Genomic DNA, 16609 nt, shown 5'->3' with positions numbered 1-16609 from the left:
AGAAGACCGAATAATATAGGCTTTACTGAAACCTGTCTACTCTTTTCACGGATATTTTTTATATTTTTAATTAACTAATTGAAATTAAATAATATAAAATTAACGCAAAATCCCTACTCCTGACAAATCCTGCGCCATTTTGGCGGCGGAGTTATCGGTCATGCCGCCGACAAAATCCAAAATCTTCATATAGGCCTGATACAGACTGTCTTCAGGAAGAATCGGATTGTGCTTTTTCAATAATTCCAACGCTAGAGACTGACGCGTTGCCAGCTGTTTTTCAGCAATCAGGGCATAAGCGGCAGGGACGAGTAAATCCAAGATAGAGCCTAAGCATGGGAACGTGGCAATCTCGGTCAAGAGCTTGGTGTGATGATGAAAAATCCGTGTTTGCGCCAATTCTTTCGCTTTTGCCAAAGTGTTTTGCACTTGCGGGCTACACAGAGCAAGCAAGTCTTTGCCTTTGAATGTTCCGTCCAGTAAATCGGACTGATGCAGCATAAAGGTTTGCGCGACATCATCAATCGCCTTGCCGATCGCAATGCCGCGCAACATGGCGCAACGCTGACGACTGGAGCTGGCATGCCATGCGCTTTCGGCAAAGGTCAGCTCGGACAAGATACTTTCTACTTCCGTATCCGTGAGCAAATCTAATTCGACGGCATCTTCCAAGTCCAGCAAGGCATAGCAAATATCGTCTGCAGCCTCCATCAAATAAGACAAAGGATGGCGCGCCCAGCTGTCTATTCCTGCGGAAACCAGTCCCAATTCGTCGGCAACTTGACGGATAAACGGCAACTCTGTTTGATAAATATTGAATTTCTTTCTGCCGTTCGGATGTTGCGTTGTCCACGGATACTTCAACAATGCGCCGATGGCTGCCGCAGTCAGGCGCATTCCGCCCGCCTCCGGATACATTTCAAGGCTGGCGACGATACGCAGGCTATGCGCATTGCCTTCATAGGTTTGAATATCGTTGCGTTCCGCTTCGTTTAATGTGTTCAGATAAATTTGATGTTCAGGCCGTCTGAACCAATCACGCAAAGCATCTTCGCCTGTATGACCAAACGGCGGATTGCCCAAATCATGCGCCAAACAGGCAACCTGCACCACGGCACCAATATCGCTGGGCGTATTGCCCTGCGGCAGAAAACCGCCGTTGTGCAACATTACGCCCACGCGGTTACCCAAGCTCCTGCCCACGCTGGCAACTTCAACGCTGTGCGTCAGGCGGTTGTGCGTCAAGTCATGTTGTGCCAGCGGATGCACTTGCGTTTTACGGCCAAGGCGGCGGAAGGCTCCGGAAAAAACAACCCGGTCGTAGTCGATGTGAAAATCCGTACGCAAAGCATCGGCACCTTCCTGAGTCGAAGGGGTAACGGTCGGCACGATTTCGCCGTTTTTGGTACGGAAGCGTTGGGTGGACAATAAGTTTTGCCAATTCATTCGGATGGTCATAAAGGTTCCTCAAGCAAAGTAAAGGCCGTCTGAAACATATTCAGACGGCCTTATGCTTATTTACCGCGCATCAATTCAAAGAAATCGTCGTTATTTTTAGAGTCTTTGAGTTTACCCACCAAAAACTCGGTTGCTTCGATTTCGTCCATAGGATGCAAGAATTTGCGCAAGAGCCACATACGTTGCAACTGATCGTTCGGCACCAGCAATTCTTCGCGGCGCGTACCGGATTTGTTGATGCTGATGGCCGGAAACAGGCGTTTTTCTGCCATGCGGCGGTCAAGGTGCAATTCCATATTACCCGTGCCTTTGAACTCTTCGTAAATCACGTCGTCCATGCGGCTGCCGGTTTCAACAAGTGCCGTCGCAATAATGGTAAGCGAACCGCCCTCTTCCACATTACGCGCTGCACCGAAGAAGCGTTTCGGACGGTGCAAAGCGTTGGCATCGACACCGCCGGTCAGAATTTTGCCCGAAGTCGGCACGACGGTATTGTAGGCGCGTGCCAAACGGGTAATCGAATCCAGCAAAATCACCACGTCTTTTTTATGTTCGACCATGCGTTTGGCTTTTTCAATCACCATCTCGGCCACTTGTACATGGCGTTGCGCAGGCTCGTCAAACGTAGAGGAAACCACTTCGCCGCGTACAGAACGGCTCATTTCGGTCACTTCTTCCGGACGCTCGTCAATCAACAGGACAATCAGCTCGACATCGGGGTAATTGGCGGTAATGGCGTGGGCAATGTTTTGCAACATCACGGTTTTACCGGTTTTAGGCGGCGCCACCAACAATGCACGTTGGCCTTTACCGATTGGGGAAACCAAGTCGATAGCGCGGCCGGTCAAATTCTCTTCCGCTTTGATGTCGCGCTCGAGTTTGAATTGTTCGGTTGGGAATAAAGGCGTGAGGTTTTCAAAAAGGATTTTGTGTTTGCAGACTTCGGGCTGATCGCCGTTGATGGTATCGAGGCGGACAAGTGCGAAATAACGCTCGTTATCTTTAGGCACACGCACGCTGCCTTCGATGGTGTCACCGGTATGCAGATTGAAGCGGCGGATTTGCGTGGGCGAAACATAAATATCATCAGGGCCGGCAAGGTAAGAAGTATCTGCGCTGCGCAGGAAACCGAAGCCGTCGGGCAGGATTTCAAGTGTACCCGAACAGGTAAAGCTGACATTCTGCTTCATCATCTGGCGGACGATGGCAAAAACGAGGTCTTGTTTGCGGAAACGGTTGGCGTTTTCAATGCCATGTTCTTCTGCCATTTCCAAGAGTTTGGAAATGTGGAGGGTTTGGAGTTCTGAAACGTGCATAGTATTGATATATTTTGAATGGTATCAGAGAGATGGCACAAAGACCGTCTGAAAGGATGAAATCGTGCCGCAGGATACGGTAGATTTTTGAGAAAGTTGAATTTTAGGCAGTTGGAGGCAGGGTGTCAAATTTTTAAATCGAACACTGAGACCGTGACTTGGTCTTATCCTTCAATAAGATTACGGCTGGAAGTAAGGTGGCAACCGCAATCTTATCATCAAAAATTCGAGTATTTACCCAACTTCAGACGGCCTTTTGCCCGTACCGCATCAGCGTCATGCCGCCGACCGCCGCCGCACAACCCGCAACCAGAGAAATATGCAGCGGTTCTCCCAAAAACCACGCTGAAGACAGCACACCGAAAATCGGCACGAGCGTAATATACGCCGCCGCGCTGCCTGCCCCCAAAGTCTTCACACCTTCAAAATACCACGCATAGGCCAATACCGTCGCGCCGATGACCAGCCACGCCAAGGCCGTCCAGCCGCGCCCATCCATTGCCGCTATCGCCTCAAACGGTATTCCATCCGTCCATAACGCCACCGCCGATAACATCAACGCACCAATGAACGAAGTTGCCGTCGTTACCGTCAGCGCATCTATCCCGCGCAAAACCGCGCGCCCGATTAAAGTATAAGCCGCCCAACAAACCACGCAACCAAAAATCAGCCACTCTCCTGCATTGATACCGCCCGATAAAACTGTCAACGGCTGCCCTTGCGTTACCACCATAATGGCACCGCCAACCGCCAGCAGCATGCCCGCCAAAATCTTCGTATTTAAACGCTCGCCGAAAAACCAAGTCGCCAATAGCAGTGTCAATACCGGATTCACCGCCACGACCACCGCTGCCTTGCCTGCCGGCATAGTCTGCAAACCCAGCATAAAAAACACCGCATAGCCGCACACGCCAACAGAAGCGGCTGCCGTCAAACCCAGCCATTGCCGCGCCGACAAAGCCGCCAAAGTCGCGAACCTGCTGCGCGCAAACAACCAGCCCAACAACAAAACCGAAGCCAAGACAAACCGAACCGCCCCGCCCGTCAACGGCGGCAGCGACTGCCCCAACATCCGCCCCATCGGCCAAGATGCACCCCACAACACCGCCATTCCCAGCAGTTTCAAATGTACAGAATAACGTTCCATCTCATCCCTTTTATCGACAAAGGCCGTCTGAAAACCGGATTTCACGTTTTCAGACGGCCTTCAATTTAGCGACTGCAAACAGATTACTTAGGCTGCCAAGAATCTTTCAACGTCACCGTGCGGTTAAACACCGGAGTGTCTTTGCTGTGGTCTTTGCGGTCGGTTACGAAGTAGCCGATGCGCTCGAACTGCCAACGGCTCTCCGCCGGCAAATCTTTTACGACAGGCTCGGCGTAGGCGGTGATTTCCTTAATGGATTCAGGGTTGAGGAAATCGGTAAACGGCAGGTATTCGCCGTCTTCGCCGCGCACGGCATCGGGACGCTCGACGGTAAAGAGGCGGTCATACAGGCGGACTTTGATTTCGGCGGCGTGTTCGGCAGACACCCAGTGAATCACGCCTTTGACTTTTCTGCCTTCGGGATTTTTGCCCAAGGTGTCATGGTCGATGCTGCATTTAAGTTCGACCACATTGCCTGCCGCGTCTTTTACGACTTCGTCGCACTTGATCACATAGCCGTGACGCAGGCGTACTTCGCCGCCCGGAGTCAGACGTTTGAAGCCTTTGGGCGGATTTTCGGCAAAGTCGTCTGCCTCGATGTAGATGGTTTGGGACACAGGGATTTCACGCTCGCCCATTTCTTCGTGATTGGGATGGAACGCGGCACGGCGGCTTTGGGTTTTGCCGGCTTCAAAGTTGGTCAGGGTGACTTTGAGCGGGTTCAAAACCGCCATCAGGCGCGGGGCGGAGTTTTCCAACTCTTCGCGAATCGCGCCTTCCAACACGCTCATATCGACGATGTTTTCAGATTTGGAAATACCGGCGCGTTTGGCAAACAGGCGCAGGCCTTCGGGCGTGTAGCCGCGGCGGCGCATACCGGAAATGGTCGGCATACGCGGGTCGTCCCAGCCGGTAACGTGGCCGTCTGAAACCAGTTGGTTCAGCTTGCGTTTGGACGTGATGGAATACAAAAGCTCCAAACGGGAAAACTCGTATTGGCGCGGGCGGGTGGCGTGTGGCGCGGGGATGTTGTCCAACACCCAGTCATAAAGCGGGCGGTGGGCTTCAAATTCGAGCGTACACAAGGAATGCGTGATGCCTTCGATGGCATCGGAAATGCAATGCGTGTAGTCGTACATCGGGTAGATGCACCATTTGTCGCCGGTGTTGTGGTGATGGGCGCGGCGGATACGGTAGATGACGGGGTCGCGCATATTGATGTTGCCTGATGCCATGTCGATTTTCAGGCGCAAGGTTTTGCTGCCGTCGGGGAACTCGCCGTTTTTCATGCGCGTAAACAGGTCGAGGTTTTCTTCGATACTGCGGTCGCGGTAAGGGCTGTTTTTACCCGCTTCGGTCAGCGTACCGCGATATTCACGCATTTCTTCTGGCGTCAAATCATCGACATACGCTTTACCGTCTTTGATTAAACCTACGGCGTAGTCGTAAAGCTGGTCGAAATAGTTGGAGGCAAAACGCGGCTCGCCCGCCCAATGGAAGCCCAACCACTCAACGTCTTCTTTGATGGCGTTGACGTATTCGTCGTTTTCTTTTTCAGGATTGGTATCGTCAAAACGCAGGTTGCACAAACCGTCATAAATATAAGCTAAACCGAAGTTCAAGCAGATGGATTTGGCGTGGCCGATGTGCAAATAGCCGTTCGGCTCGGGCGGGAAACGGGTTTGGATGGCTGTATGTTTACCGCTTTTGAGGTCTTCTTCGATAATAGTGCGGATAAAGTGGTTGTCCGCGAATTGGTCTTTATTCAACATAATATTTCTTTGATAGGAAAATGATTTTCTGTTTTCAGACGGCCTGAATATTCAATCAGGCCGTCTGAAAGGAATGGAATGATGGCTCAATTGTACCCGACTTGGCTACTTTGATACAGGGTCGGCAACCTGCCACGCCACGCCGCGCTCGTTTAGGGTTTTCTGCATGGCGGCGGATGGTGGGCGGTCGGTAAACAGCTTATCGAATGCGCCGATATCGCCCAGTCTGACCAAGGCATTGCTGTTGAATTTGCTGTGGTCGACGCCGAGATAGCGCACGCGTGCATTGTTCACCATCGCCTGCATGACACTGACTTCCTTGTAATCGTCATCCAAAAGCGAGCCGTCGTTTTCTATGCCGTGGGTACTCATGATGGCATAGTCGACTTTGAATTGGTTGATGAAATCGACGGTCGCCACACCGGTAATACCGCCGTCCAACGGGCGGACCACACCGGAAGCGATGATGACCGTGTAGTCGGTACGCGCCGCAGTGATGGAGGCGGCGTAGATATTGTTGGTGATAATCCGCAGGTTTTTACGCTGTCTGACCAACTCGGCGGCAACGGCTTCCATGGTGGTGCCGATGCTGATAAAGAGCGAGGCATTGTCGGGAATGGTGGAAGCGATCAATTGGGCAATGGCGTTTTTTTCCTGCTGCTGATGGTTGCGCCGCTCCTGCCCTGCCGTTACGACTGAAACGTCGCCCAAAGATGCGCCGCCGTGATAGCGTTTGAGCTGTCCGGTCTCGCTCAACTCCTGCACATCGCGGCGTATGGTTTGCGGCGTAACATCCAAATTCGCCGCCAACTCTTCCACCGTCATGAAGTTATGTTCGCGGATAAGGGTGAGGATATGTTCGTGTCTTTGGATTTTGGGTTTCATGGCATTTCGTTTTGTAAGGATAAACCAATGGCCGTCTGAATATTTCAGACGGCCTTTTTATTGTCAAACCGATTACATCTCGAGTTTCTGTTCCAAGCGTTCCATGCACGCGCCCAAGTGGCGGCGCATGACTTTGGTCACACGGTTGCGCTTGCCTGCCAGCAACAAATCGAGGATTTCGCGGTGTTCATGGTGCGAATTGGAATCGATGTTGCGCTTTTCTTTGCGAAGCGGATCGGAAACAGCCACAATCAATGAAGAACGCGCGCACAAGGTATTCATGATTTCAAACAGGACATCGTTGTCCAGCAGCCGCGCCAATTCGACATGGAAGGCATTGGACAGGCGGTTCCAACCCACGCGGTCGCCGCTTTCGGAGGCTGCGCCCTCTTGCTCAATCATGGCGTAAAGCGGTTGCAGACGCGTTTCCAAATCAGGCATATCGATAAGGACGCTCAAAATCATGCTTTCCATTTCGATACGCGTGTTGAACACGTCTTTCATTTCTTTCAAGTCCGGCACATGGACAAATGCACCGCGGTTGGGCTGCAGATCGACGATTTTATCGTGCGCCAAAAGTGACAATGCGCCACGCACGGTATTGCGCGAGCAAACCATTTGTCGGCAAAGCTCGGACTCGGTCAGTTTTTTGCCCGGCAGCAGCAGATGGTCGGTAATGCCGTCCAAAATCAATGCGTACACGCGGAAGAGTTCCGAATCGTGACGCTCTTCCAAAATAAGCGATGAAGTTGCAGGCGCAATGTTGGTATTATTTTCGTAATCCATACTGTTTCCCCAGTATCCGTATTAAGGCGCAAGCGTTTACAAACCTGCAGCTTTCGGGGTTGTTTAAAATATAATTAAAAATTGTTGACAATGTTAAACGAAACTTGCACAATGAGATCAACAAGCCAAGTTATAAAGGCTGATAGAGAGAGAGAAAAAGGAATAAAAAGCAAGCAGATATATTCATGTTAATGCGTGAATATATCTGCTTTTTTGTGTGCAGCCGTCTCACGCTCCAGCTTTTTCCTTGAAAACCGCCCTATTCTGCTTCGACGATTTCGAAGCTGTGGCTCATTTTTGCCGCTTTGCCCAGCATAATCGATGCGGAGCAATATTTTTCAGCAGACATCTGTACGGCGCGCTCAATCGCGCTTTCTTGCAAATCTCGACCATACACTTTGAAGTGGATATGGATTTCGGTAAACACGCGCGGCGCAGTGTCGGCGCGTTTGGCAGTCACTTCGGCGCGGCAGTCGGTGATTTTTTGGCGTTGTTTCTCGGCAATCATCACTACATCGATACTGGAACAGCCTGCTACACCCAACAACAGCATTTCCATCGGGCTGGGGCCGCGTTTGACTTCGCCTTCAGCCGCTGCGCCTTCCATCACAACGCTGTGTCCGTTTGCCGTTGTACCGACGAAGCACATTCCGTCTATCCATTTTGAGGTAACTTGCATGGTGTCTTTTTTATCCGTAAAAGCATTAATCCGATATTGTAAACAATTTCAAGTGATAAACCTAGTCAGGTCGTCTGAAAAATACAATCAATTACAATCGGCCTAAACCCATTATTCGTCCTGATACGCCCAGTGGTTGACCGGCCCGTGCCCTGCCCCGATGCCCAAAGGATGGGAAATGGCGGCGGCAATATAGTTTTTTGCCGTTTGTACAGCTTCAGGAACGCTAAACCCTTTTGCCAACTCGGCAGTAATACAGGCCGAAAACGTGCAGCCCGTGCCATGCGTATGCGGCGTCGGGAAACGTTTGCTGTTCAGCTCGATGGTTTCGTATGGCGTAAACAGCCAGTCGGTGCAATATTCGCTTTGGCTGTCGGCAAGATGGCCGCCTTTAATCACCACATTTTTCACACCCCACTCCTGAAGAGTTTTGGCAGCGCGTTCCGCATCTTGGCGGTTTTCAATATCAATACCCGTCAATGCCTGCGCTTCGGGGAGATTGGGGGTCAATACGTCCGTATGCGGCAGCAACAGGCGTTTCATGGCTTCGACGGCTGAGTTTTCCAACAACGGCGCGCCGCCTTTGGCAATCATGACCGGGTCCAACACGCGTTTGCCGAAGTCGCATTCGGCCGTTTGTTCCGCCACGCATTCGATAATTTCCGCCGTACCCAGCATGCCGATTTTATAGGCACGGATTTGGAAATCCTCCTGAATCGCGGCAATCTGCGCGGCAATCATGTCGGTCGGTATCGGATGCACCGCCGATACGCCCAAAGTATTTTGTGCGGTAACCGCGGTCAGTACGCTGGTGCCGAACACGCCGCGCATTTGAAATGTCTTCAAATCCGCCTGTATGCCTGCGCCGCCGCCGGAATCGGAGCCGGCAATCGTCAGCGTTTGAATAAAAAGTTCATCCATCGTGTCCTCCTGTTTTTCAGACGGCCTTTTGCTTATCGTTGTTGAAAGCCGTTTTGGTTTTATCCGCAAACAAGTCATGCGCCGTCTATCTTTCCGAAAGCCTTATTTGTTGTTTTACCCAAAACAAACGTACGTTCTCGGGCGGAATATCTTAACAAACAAAAGGCCGTCTGAAAACTATTTTCATTTTCAGACGGCCTGTTCAATTTTAAACCTATTCAGACTTATTCTTCGTATGCGTCAATCGGCAAGCAGGAGCAAACCAGATTGCGGTCGCCATAGACCTCATCCAAACGTTTCACACTCGGCCAGAATTTGTTTTCACGCACGAACGGCAGCGGGAAGACGGCTTCTTCGCGGGAATACGGATGCGCCCATTCGCCGGTTACGTCGGCGGCGGTGTGCGGGGCGTTGACCAGCGGGTTGTCGTCTTTCGGCCATTCGCCGCGCTCGACTTTCAGCACTTCCTGTTTGATTTGTTTCAGGGCGGCGATGAAGCGGTCGAGTTCGGCTTTGCTTTCGCTCTCGGTCGGCTCGATCATCAGCGTGCCGGCAACAGGGAAGGAAACCGTCGGGGCGTGGAAGCCGTAGTCCATCAGGCGTTTGGCGATGTCGGTTTCGGTAATACCGCTTTCGGCTTTAAGCGGACGCAAATCGACAATACATTCGTGCGCGACGCGGCCGTTTTTGCCTGCATACAGAATCGGATAGTCTTCGCTCAGGCGTTTGGCGACGTAGTTGGCGTTGAGCAATGCCCAGCGTGTTGCCTGTTCCATGCCTTGTTTGCCCATCATGGTCAGGTACATCCAGGTAATCGGCAGGATGGACGCGGAACCGAAGGCGGCGGAGGAAACGGCGGTTTGCTTGGCACTGGCGCTGTGCGTGTCAGTCAAGGTATGGCCTGGGGCAAACGGGGCGAGGTGGGCTTTCAGGCCGATAGGGCCCATGCCCGGGCCGCCGCCGCCGTGGGGGATACAGAAGGTTTTGTGCAGGTTCATGTGCAACACGTCCGCGCCGACTTCGGCGGGCTGCATGATGCCGATTTGGGCGTTGAGGTTGGCGCCGTCCATGTAAACCTGTCCGCCGTTTTCATGGATGATGCGGCAGATGTCGCGGATGCCTTCTTCGTACACGCCGTGGGTGGACGGGTAGGTAATCATGATGGCGGACAAGGCGTCGCGGTGTTGCTCGGCTTTGGCTTTCAAATCGTCGATGTTGACGTTGCCGTGTTCGTCGGTATCGACGACGACGACTTTCAAACCGAGCATGGCGGCGGTGGCGGGGTTGGTGCCGTGGGCGGACTTGGGAATCAGGCAGATGTTGCGCTGCGCTTCGCCTTGGGCTTCCTGATAGCGTCGGATGGACAGCATACCGCTGTATTCGCCCTGCGCGCCGGAGTTGGGCTGGAAGGAAATCGCGTCAAAGCCGGTGATGGCTTTCAGGCTGTTTTCCATGTCGGTCAAGAGTTCGCGGTAGCCTGCGGCCTGGTCTTTGGGGGCGTAAGGGTGGATGTCGGTGAACTCTGCCCAGGTAATCGGCAACATTTCCGCAGTCGCATTGAGCTTCATGGTGCAGCTACCGAGCGAAATCATACTGCGGTTCATCGCCAAATCGCGGTCTTCGAGTTTTTTCAGGTAGCGCAGCATTTCGTGTTCGGTGTGGTAACGGTTGAACACAGGATGTTGCAAGATATTGTCTTGACGCAGCAATTCGGCATTCAGACGGCCTTTGACATCATCGGCAAATGTGAACGTATCCTTACCGGTAAACGCGCGATACAAATCGGTTAAATCTTCGCGTGTCGAAGTTTCATGGAAGGCTGCCGCAACTTGAGTATCGCTCACGCGGCGCAGGTTGTAGCCCGATTCCAAAGCAGCGGCAAACACTTGGTCTGCTTTCTCTTTGCTGCCGAAATCGACGGTAACGGTATCGAAGAAGACTTTATGAACCACATTCAGGCCGTCTGAAACCAGCGCATCGGCAAAGGCAGAAGCCAGCGCGTGAATGCGGTTGGCGATGCGTTTCACGCCTTCGGGGCCGTGGTAAACGGCGTACATACCGGCCAAGTTCGCCAGCAATGCCTGCGCGGTACAAATATTGGATGTCGCTTTTTCGCGGCGGATGTGTTGCTCGCGGGTGGACAACGCCATGCGCAAGGCAGGTTTGCCCGATGCGTCTTTGGATACGCCGATGATGCGACCCGGGGCGGAACGCTTGAACTCGTCTTTAAACGCGAAATAAGCAGCGTGCGGCCCGCCGAAGCCCATCGGTACGCCGAAGCGCTGGGTATTGCCCAAAGCAATATCCGCGCCCAATTCGGCAGGCGACTTCAACAAAACCAAGCTCATAATGTCGGCGGCAACGGCCACGATTGTGCCTTTGGTTTTCAGACGGCCGATAACATCCTGCAAGTCTTGCACATCGCCGTCTTTGCCGACATATTGGAACAGCGCGCCGAAGTATTCGCCTTCATCCGCTTTGGCAAAATCGCCGACCACCAGCTCGAAGCCGAAATATTTGGCGCGGGTTTTCATCACGTCCAAAGTTTGCGGATACACGCGCACATCCACAAAGAAACGCTCGGATTTCACTTTGCCCACGCGGTGCGCCATTGCCATCGCTTCGGCGGCGGCAGTTGCCTCATCCAACAAAGACGCGCCTGCCACAGGGAAACCGGTCAAATCGATACACACTTGTTGGAAGTTCAACAAAGCTTCCAAACGACCTTGGGCAATCTCCGCCTGATACGGGGTATAGGCGGTGTACCAACCCGGATTTTCCAATACGTTACGCAAAATCACGTTCGGCACACGGGTCGGATAATAACCCAAACCGATATAGGACTTGTTGATCACGTTTTTCGACGCAATGCCTTTCAATTTCGCCAATGCATCCGCCTCGGTCAAAGCCTCGGGCAAATCGAGTTCGGACGGCATACGGATGCTTTGCGGCACGGTATTGCCGACAAAATCATCCATGCTCTTCTCGCCGAGCGCTTCCAAAAGCGCAGCCTCGTCACCAAAGCTCAAATGGCGCGCGGCAAATTCGTTCGGGTTGAACAATTCAGATAGTTTCATTTCTACTCCTTCGGTGTTATCGATATCAACACTGTTTTTTCTTGCAGATGTTGTTTCAGACGGCCTCCGCCCACTTTGGACGACATGCCAATATTTCCCTATAAACCGGACAGGTTTCCACATGCGCGCCGGGCAGGTAGCCGGTACTCATCAGAAATTCGCCGACGATTTCGCCGCCGACAAATTTGAAATGTTTTTTAAACAGCTTCACCCATTCAGCCTTGTCGAGCGGATGGTTCGCATCCAACCAGTTTTTGAATGAGCCGTATTCTTGCTGTATTTGTTTGATTTGTCGCGCGTTATAAATGGCTGCGTTGATTTTCAGGCGGTTGCGGACGATGCCTGCATCGGCAAGCAGCCGCTCAATATCGGCTTCGTCAAATGCGGCGACCGTATCGATGTCAAAACCTTTAAATGCCGTCTGAAATGCCTGCTGCTTCTTCAGCATCAGCGTCCAGCTCAATCCTGCCTGATTGATTTCCAATACCAGCCGCTCAAACAATTCATTGTCGTCCTCAATTGGAAAACCGTATTGCGTGTCGTGATAATGTTGGTTGGGATTGTCCGTATCGTCAGGAAGCGTGTCGACAAATTCGCAGTAATTCATGTTTGCTAAGGAAAAATTGAAACAAAGGCCGTCTGAAAGCATTTTTCAGACGACCTAAGACCTGCAATATCAAACAGGCGCAAAACCTGTTTGGATGTTTGCAAAAATCAAGCTACTTCGCCTGCGTATTGTTCGGCAGTCAGCAGACCGTCGTAATCGGCAGGGTTGGCAGGTTTGATTTTGAAGAACCAGCCTGCGCCGTAAGGATCGCTGTTGGCAGTTTCCGGAGCGCTTGGCAAATCTTCGTTGACGGCAACGACTTCGCCTGCAATCGGCGCGTACACGTCAGATGCGGCTTTTACAGACTCAACCACACCGGCTTGCTCTTCGGCAGCCAGGTTCGCACCAACTTCTGGCAGCTCGACAAACACGATGTCGCCCAACAGTTCTTGCGCGTGATGGGTAATGCCGACGGTGATGGTACCGTCTTCTTCAAGGCGCAGCCATTCGTGGCTGGCAACGTATTTCAGTTCTGCTGGGATGTTGCTCATGGTTTGATACTCCATTGATAGGGGGTTATTTTCAGACGGCATCTGCATGAATCAATATCCACAGATGCCTTGTTCAATGCTTTCTACAAACGTCCGTATCGGACGACAATTAAAACCTGCTTCCAGACGGCCCTTAACAAATAAAGGCCGTCTGAACCGATATTAATCAAACTGTTTTTGACCGTTGCGGACAAACGGCAGCTTCAGTACGCGTACGTCCACTTCTTTGCCGCGCATCAGAACTTTGGCGGTATCACCGTCAAAATCTTTCGGTACGCGGGCGATGGCGATGGATTGTTTCAGGCTTGGAGAGAATACGCCGCTGGTGGTTTCGCCTTGGCCTTTATCGGTCAACACTTCCATATGCGCGCGCAGAATGCCCCCTTTTTCGAGCAACAAGCCAACCTGTTTGACGGCAACGCCTTTTTCTTTCAATGCCACCAATGCGGCTTTACCGACGAAATCGCGGCTTTCGTCTTTCAAATCAACGGTCCAACCCATGCCTGCTTCGAGCGGGCTGGTATTGTCGTCCATATCGTTGCCGTAAAGGTTCATACCGGCTTCCATGCGCAGGGTGTCGCGTGCGCCGAGGCCGCAAGGCTGTACGCCTGCTGCTTGCAGGGCTTTGAAGAATGCGACGGCTTCAGTGCCCGGCAGAATCACTTCGACGCCGTCTTCGCCGGTATAGCCTGTACGGGCGACAAACCAGTCGTTGCCCAAGTCTGCACCTTGGAACGGTTTGAGGCCGCGAATCACGTCTGCCCATTCAGGTTTGACGGTCAGGAGTTTTTCGATGGCTTTCGGGCCTTGTACGGCGAGCATGCCGAGGTCGTAGCGCGGATTGAAGGCAACGCCGAACTCTTGTCCGACTTTGTGGAATTGCGCCGTGTCTTTTTCGCGGGTCGCGCCGTTGGACACGATGCGGTATTGGGTTTCGGCTTCATTGGTGCGGTAAACGATCAAGTCGTCAATCACGCCGCCGTTGTCGTTGAGCAAAGCGGAATAAAGGGCTTTGCCGACAAAAGCGAGTTTGGCGACATCGTTGGCAATCAATTTGCGGAAAAAGGCTTTGGCATTTGCGCCTGCTACGTCGGTAACGAGCATATGGGATACGTCAAACATACCGGCGTCGGTGCGCACGGCTTCGTGTTCGGCGATTTGTGAACCATAATGGATGGGCAGCTCCCAGCCGGCAAAATCTACCAGCTTCGCGCCTGCATCTTGATGGGCTTGATGAAATGGGGTGGTTTTCAGAGCAGTCATTCTCAAGTTTCTCCGGATTTTTTGTTCAGATGCCGCCCGCGCACCTGTGCGCGGATGACCCTATCTGTCCTTGAACCTGAGATTTTCGGCCGTATCCGCATGATGGCAAACCAGTCTGCTCACTGCTTTGCGCGGTTGTCTGAATGGTGGTTCAGACGGCCTTCTCCCCTTCGGTGGACGTTATTCTAACGCCGCTCTCCAGATTGTTTGTTTCAATGTGCAGTCCCTGATACCTGAGCGATTTAAGGGTGTCTGCGCCTTCGGTGGTTACATTGTAGTTGGGTGTAACACTCTCCTGCACATTTCCCGATTATGTCTTGAATCGGCAGTTTGGGCAAGTAGCCGACGAATATTTATGATGTGAATATTCGTCTTTTTATTGGGGTGGCAAAACCTGAGCCTTTATAAAATTGTTAGCTATGCGGCAAATGTTTTTGCAAAAGTCTCAGGCCGTCTGAAGCCCTTACCCGTTTTTCCTATATAATTCTGTTTTTTCGATTTATCTGCGTCCATCATGAACCGCCTCAAACGCATTAAAACCATCCTCTGCACGCTCTACCGCTACCGCCTTGCCGAGCTGATTGCTTCGCTGGTCCGTCCGGGTTGGGCGCGGACTTTCCTCAATATGCTGCCGCAGTCGTCCAAGTTCAAACACGAGACGCCTGCCGTGCGCCTGCGTTTGGCTTTGGAAAGCCTGGGGCCGATTTTCATCAAATTCGGGCAGGTATTGTCCACGCGCCCCGATTTGATTCCGCATGATTACGCGGTCGAACTGGCAAGGTTGCAGGACAAAGTACCGCCGTTTGACGCGCAGCTTTCACGCTCGCAAATCGAAAAATCGCTGGGCCAATCCATCGACACTTTATACGCGGAATTTGAAACCGAGCCTGTCGCCAGCGCGTCCATCGCCCAGGTACACAAAGCCCGCCTGCATTCGGGCGAACAGGTCGCAGTGAAAGTCTTGCGCCCCAACCTTTTGCCCGTTATCGAACAGGATTTGTCGCTGATGCGCTTTGGCGCAGGCTGGGTGGAACGTTTGTTTTCAGACGGCAAGCGTTTGAAGCCACGCGAAGTGGTGGCCGAATTTGACAAATACCTGCACGACGAGTTGGACTTGATGCGCGAAGCCGCCAATGCCAGCCAGCTCGGACGTAATTTTCAAAACAGCGATATGCTGATTGTGCCCAAGGTATTTTACGACTACTGCACCAGCGACGTACTGACCATCGAATGGATGGACGGCACGCCGGTATCCGATATTGCCAAACTCAAAGCCGACGGCATCGATTTGCACAAACTGGCCGATTACGGCGTGGAAATCTTCTTCACGCAAGTTTTCCGCGACGGATTTTTCCATGCGGATATGCACCCCGGCAATATTCTGGTCGCTGCCGACAACCGCTACATCGCTCTCGATTTCGGCATCGTCGGCACGCTGACCGATTACGACAAACGCTATCTCGCCATCAACTTCCTTGCCTTTTTCAACCGCGATTACCACCGCGTCGCCACCGCCCACATCGAATCGGGCTGGGTGCCTGCCGACACGCGCGCGGAAGAATTGGAAGCCGCCGTCCGCGCCGTGTGCGAGCCGGTGTTCAACAAACCGATTTCGCAAATTTCCTTCGGCTTGGTGCTGATGCGCCTGTTTGAAGTCAGCCGCCGCTTCAATGTCGAAATCCAACCGCAGCTGGTATTGCTGCAAAAAACGCTGCTCAACATCGAAGGTTTGGGAAGGCAGCTTGATCCCGATTTGGACTTGTGGAAAACCGCCAAACCGTTTTTGGTGCGCTGGATGAATGAACAGGTCGGCCCCAAAGCCCTTTGGCGCAACCTCAAAAACGAAGCCCCCGACTGGGCGCAAATCATCCCTTCCCTGCCGCGCAAAATCAATGCGTTGGTTGACGAAAACCGCCAGCAGGAAATGCGCGATGCCTATGTGCACTTGGTCAAAGTACAGCAACGCCAAAGCCTGTGGCTGGGTATGATTGCGGTTGTTTTGTTGCTGATTTTGCTGTTTAAGTAAACCGCAATACAGATTTAAACGATATATAAAAGTAAAAGGCCGTCTGAAATCTGATTTTCAGACGGCCTGAGACCTTTGCAAAATTCCCCAAAATCCCCTAAATTCCTACTAAGACATTTAGGGGATTTTCCATGAGCACCTTCTTCCAGCAAACCGCACAAGCCATGATTGCCAAACACAT

General features: G+C 52.3%; 13 protein-coding genes and 1 riboswitch. Of the genes, 1 reads left to right on the top strand and 12 read right to left on the bottom strand.

The window, feature by feature from the left end; all coding sequences use genetic code 11:
* Positions 1–99: 99 nt before the first annotated feature.
* The 12 genes from ACTHTU_RS07570 to gcvT form a co-directional block, all read right to left on the bottom strand.
* Positions 100–1458: a deoxyguanosinetriphosphate triphosphohydrolase gene (locus ACTHTU_RS07570; RefSeq protein WP_440362198.1), complete on the bottom strand. Its 1359-nt coding sequence runs from the start codon at positions 1456–1458 to the stop codon at positions 100–102.
* Positions 1459–1514: 56 nt separating this feature from the next.
* Positions 1515–2774 (bottom strand): transcription termination factor Rho, encoded by a 1260-nt coding sequence (gene rho, locus ACTHTU_RS07565; protein ID WP_003680905.1) that lies wholly within the window; start codon positions 2772–2774, stop codon positions 1515–1517.
* Between the two features lie 244 nt (positions 2775–3018).
* Positions 3019–3921, bottom strand: a complete 903-nt coding sequence (locus tag ACTHTU_RS07560) for a DMT family transporter (RefSeq protein WP_440362197.1) — start codon at positions 3919–3921, stop codon at positions 3019–3021.
* 83 nt (positions 3922–4004) lie between these two features.
* Positions 4005–5693 carry a glutamine--tRNA ligase/YqeY domain fusion protein gene (locus tag ACTHTU_RS07555; protein ID WP_440362196.1) on the bottom strand — a complete coding sequence of 563 codons (1689 nt, stop codon included), beginning with the start codon at positions 5691–5693 and terminating at the stop codon, positions 4005–4007.
* 105 nt (positions 5694–5798) lie between these two features.
* The gene (locus tag ACTHTU_RS07550; RefSeq protein WP_440362195.1) at positions 5799–6578 is read right to left on the bottom strand and encodes a DeoR/GlpR family DNA-binding transcription regulator; all 780 of its coding nucleotides are present in this window, start codon (positions 6576–6578) and stop codon (positions 5799–5801) included.
* Positions 6579–6650: 72 nt separating this feature from the next.
* On the bottom strand, positions 6651–7364 hold the full coding sequence (locus ACTHTU_RS07545) for a GntR family transcriptional regulator (RefSeq protein ID WP_107810448.1): 714 nt from the start codon (positions 7362–7364) through the stop codon (positions 6651–6653).
* Between the two features lie 259 nt (positions 7365–7623).
* Positions 7624–8043, bottom strand: coding sequence for an OsmC family protein (locus ACTHTU_RS07540; protein ID WP_049348121.1), 420 nt, complete (start codon positions 8041–8043; stop codon positions 7624–7626).
* Positions 8044–8154: 111 nt separating this feature from the next.
* Positions 8155–8964: a bifunctional hydroxymethylpyrimidine kinase/phosphomethylpyrimidine kinase gene (thiD, locus tag ACTHTU_RS07535; protein WP_314459278.1), complete on the bottom strand. Its 810-nt coding sequence runs from the start codon at positions 8962–8964 to the stop codon at positions 8155–8157.
* Between the two features lie 224 nt (positions 8965–9188).
* Positions 9189–12041 (bottom strand): aminomethyl-transferring glycine dehydrogenase, encoded by a 2853-nt coding sequence (gene gcvP, locus ACTHTU_RS07530; RefSeq protein WP_440362194.1) that lies wholly within the window; start codon positions 12039–12041, stop codon positions 9189–9191.
* 55 nt (positions 12042–12096) lie between these two features.
* The gene (locus ACTHTU_RS07525) at positions 12097–12648 is read right to left on the bottom strand and encodes a DNA-3-methyladenine glycosylase I (RefSeq protein WP_440362193.1); all 552 of its coding nucleotides are present in this window, start codon (positions 12646–12648) and stop codon (positions 12097–12099) included.
* 107 nt (positions 12649–12755) lie between these two features.
* Positions 12756–13154: a glycine cleavage system protein GcvH gene (gene gcvH, locus ACTHTU_RS07520; RefSeq protein WP_036492952.1), complete on the bottom strand. Its 399-nt coding sequence runs from the start codon at positions 13152–13154 to the stop codon at positions 12756–12758.
* A 147-nt stretch (positions 13155–13301) separates the two neighbouring features.
* Positions 13302–14402, bottom strand: a complete 1101-nt coding sequence (gene gcvT, locus ACTHTU_RS07515; RefSeq protein ID WP_440362192.1) for a glycine cleavage system aminomethyltransferase GcvT — start codon at positions 14400–14402, stop codon at positions 13302–13304.
* A 210-nt stretch (positions 14403–14612) separates the two neighbouring features.
* A riboswitch (glycine riboswitch) is annotated at positions 14613–14710 on the bottom strand.
* A gap of 206 nt (positions 14711–14916) precedes the next feature.
* On the opposite strand from gcvT, the gene ubiB reads away from it, so the two are divergent.
* Positions 14917–16428, top strand: coding sequence for a ubiquinone biosynthesis regulatory protein kinase UbiB (gene ubiB, locus ACTHTU_RS07510; protein WP_070850202.1), 1512 nt, complete (start codon positions 14917–14919; stop codon positions 16426–16428).
* The last annotated feature ends 181 nt before the right edge of the window (positions 16429–16609 follow it).

This window comes from Neisseria sp. P0020.S005, from assembly GCF_051957055.1.
GTDB classification, from domain to species: Bacteria; Pseudomonadota; Gammaproteobacteria; order Burkholderiales; family Neisseriaceae; genus Neisseria; species Neisseria subflava_A.
Note: the sequence above shows the minus strand (reverse complement) of the source record. Positions and strands in the feature narration are given on the sequence as shown.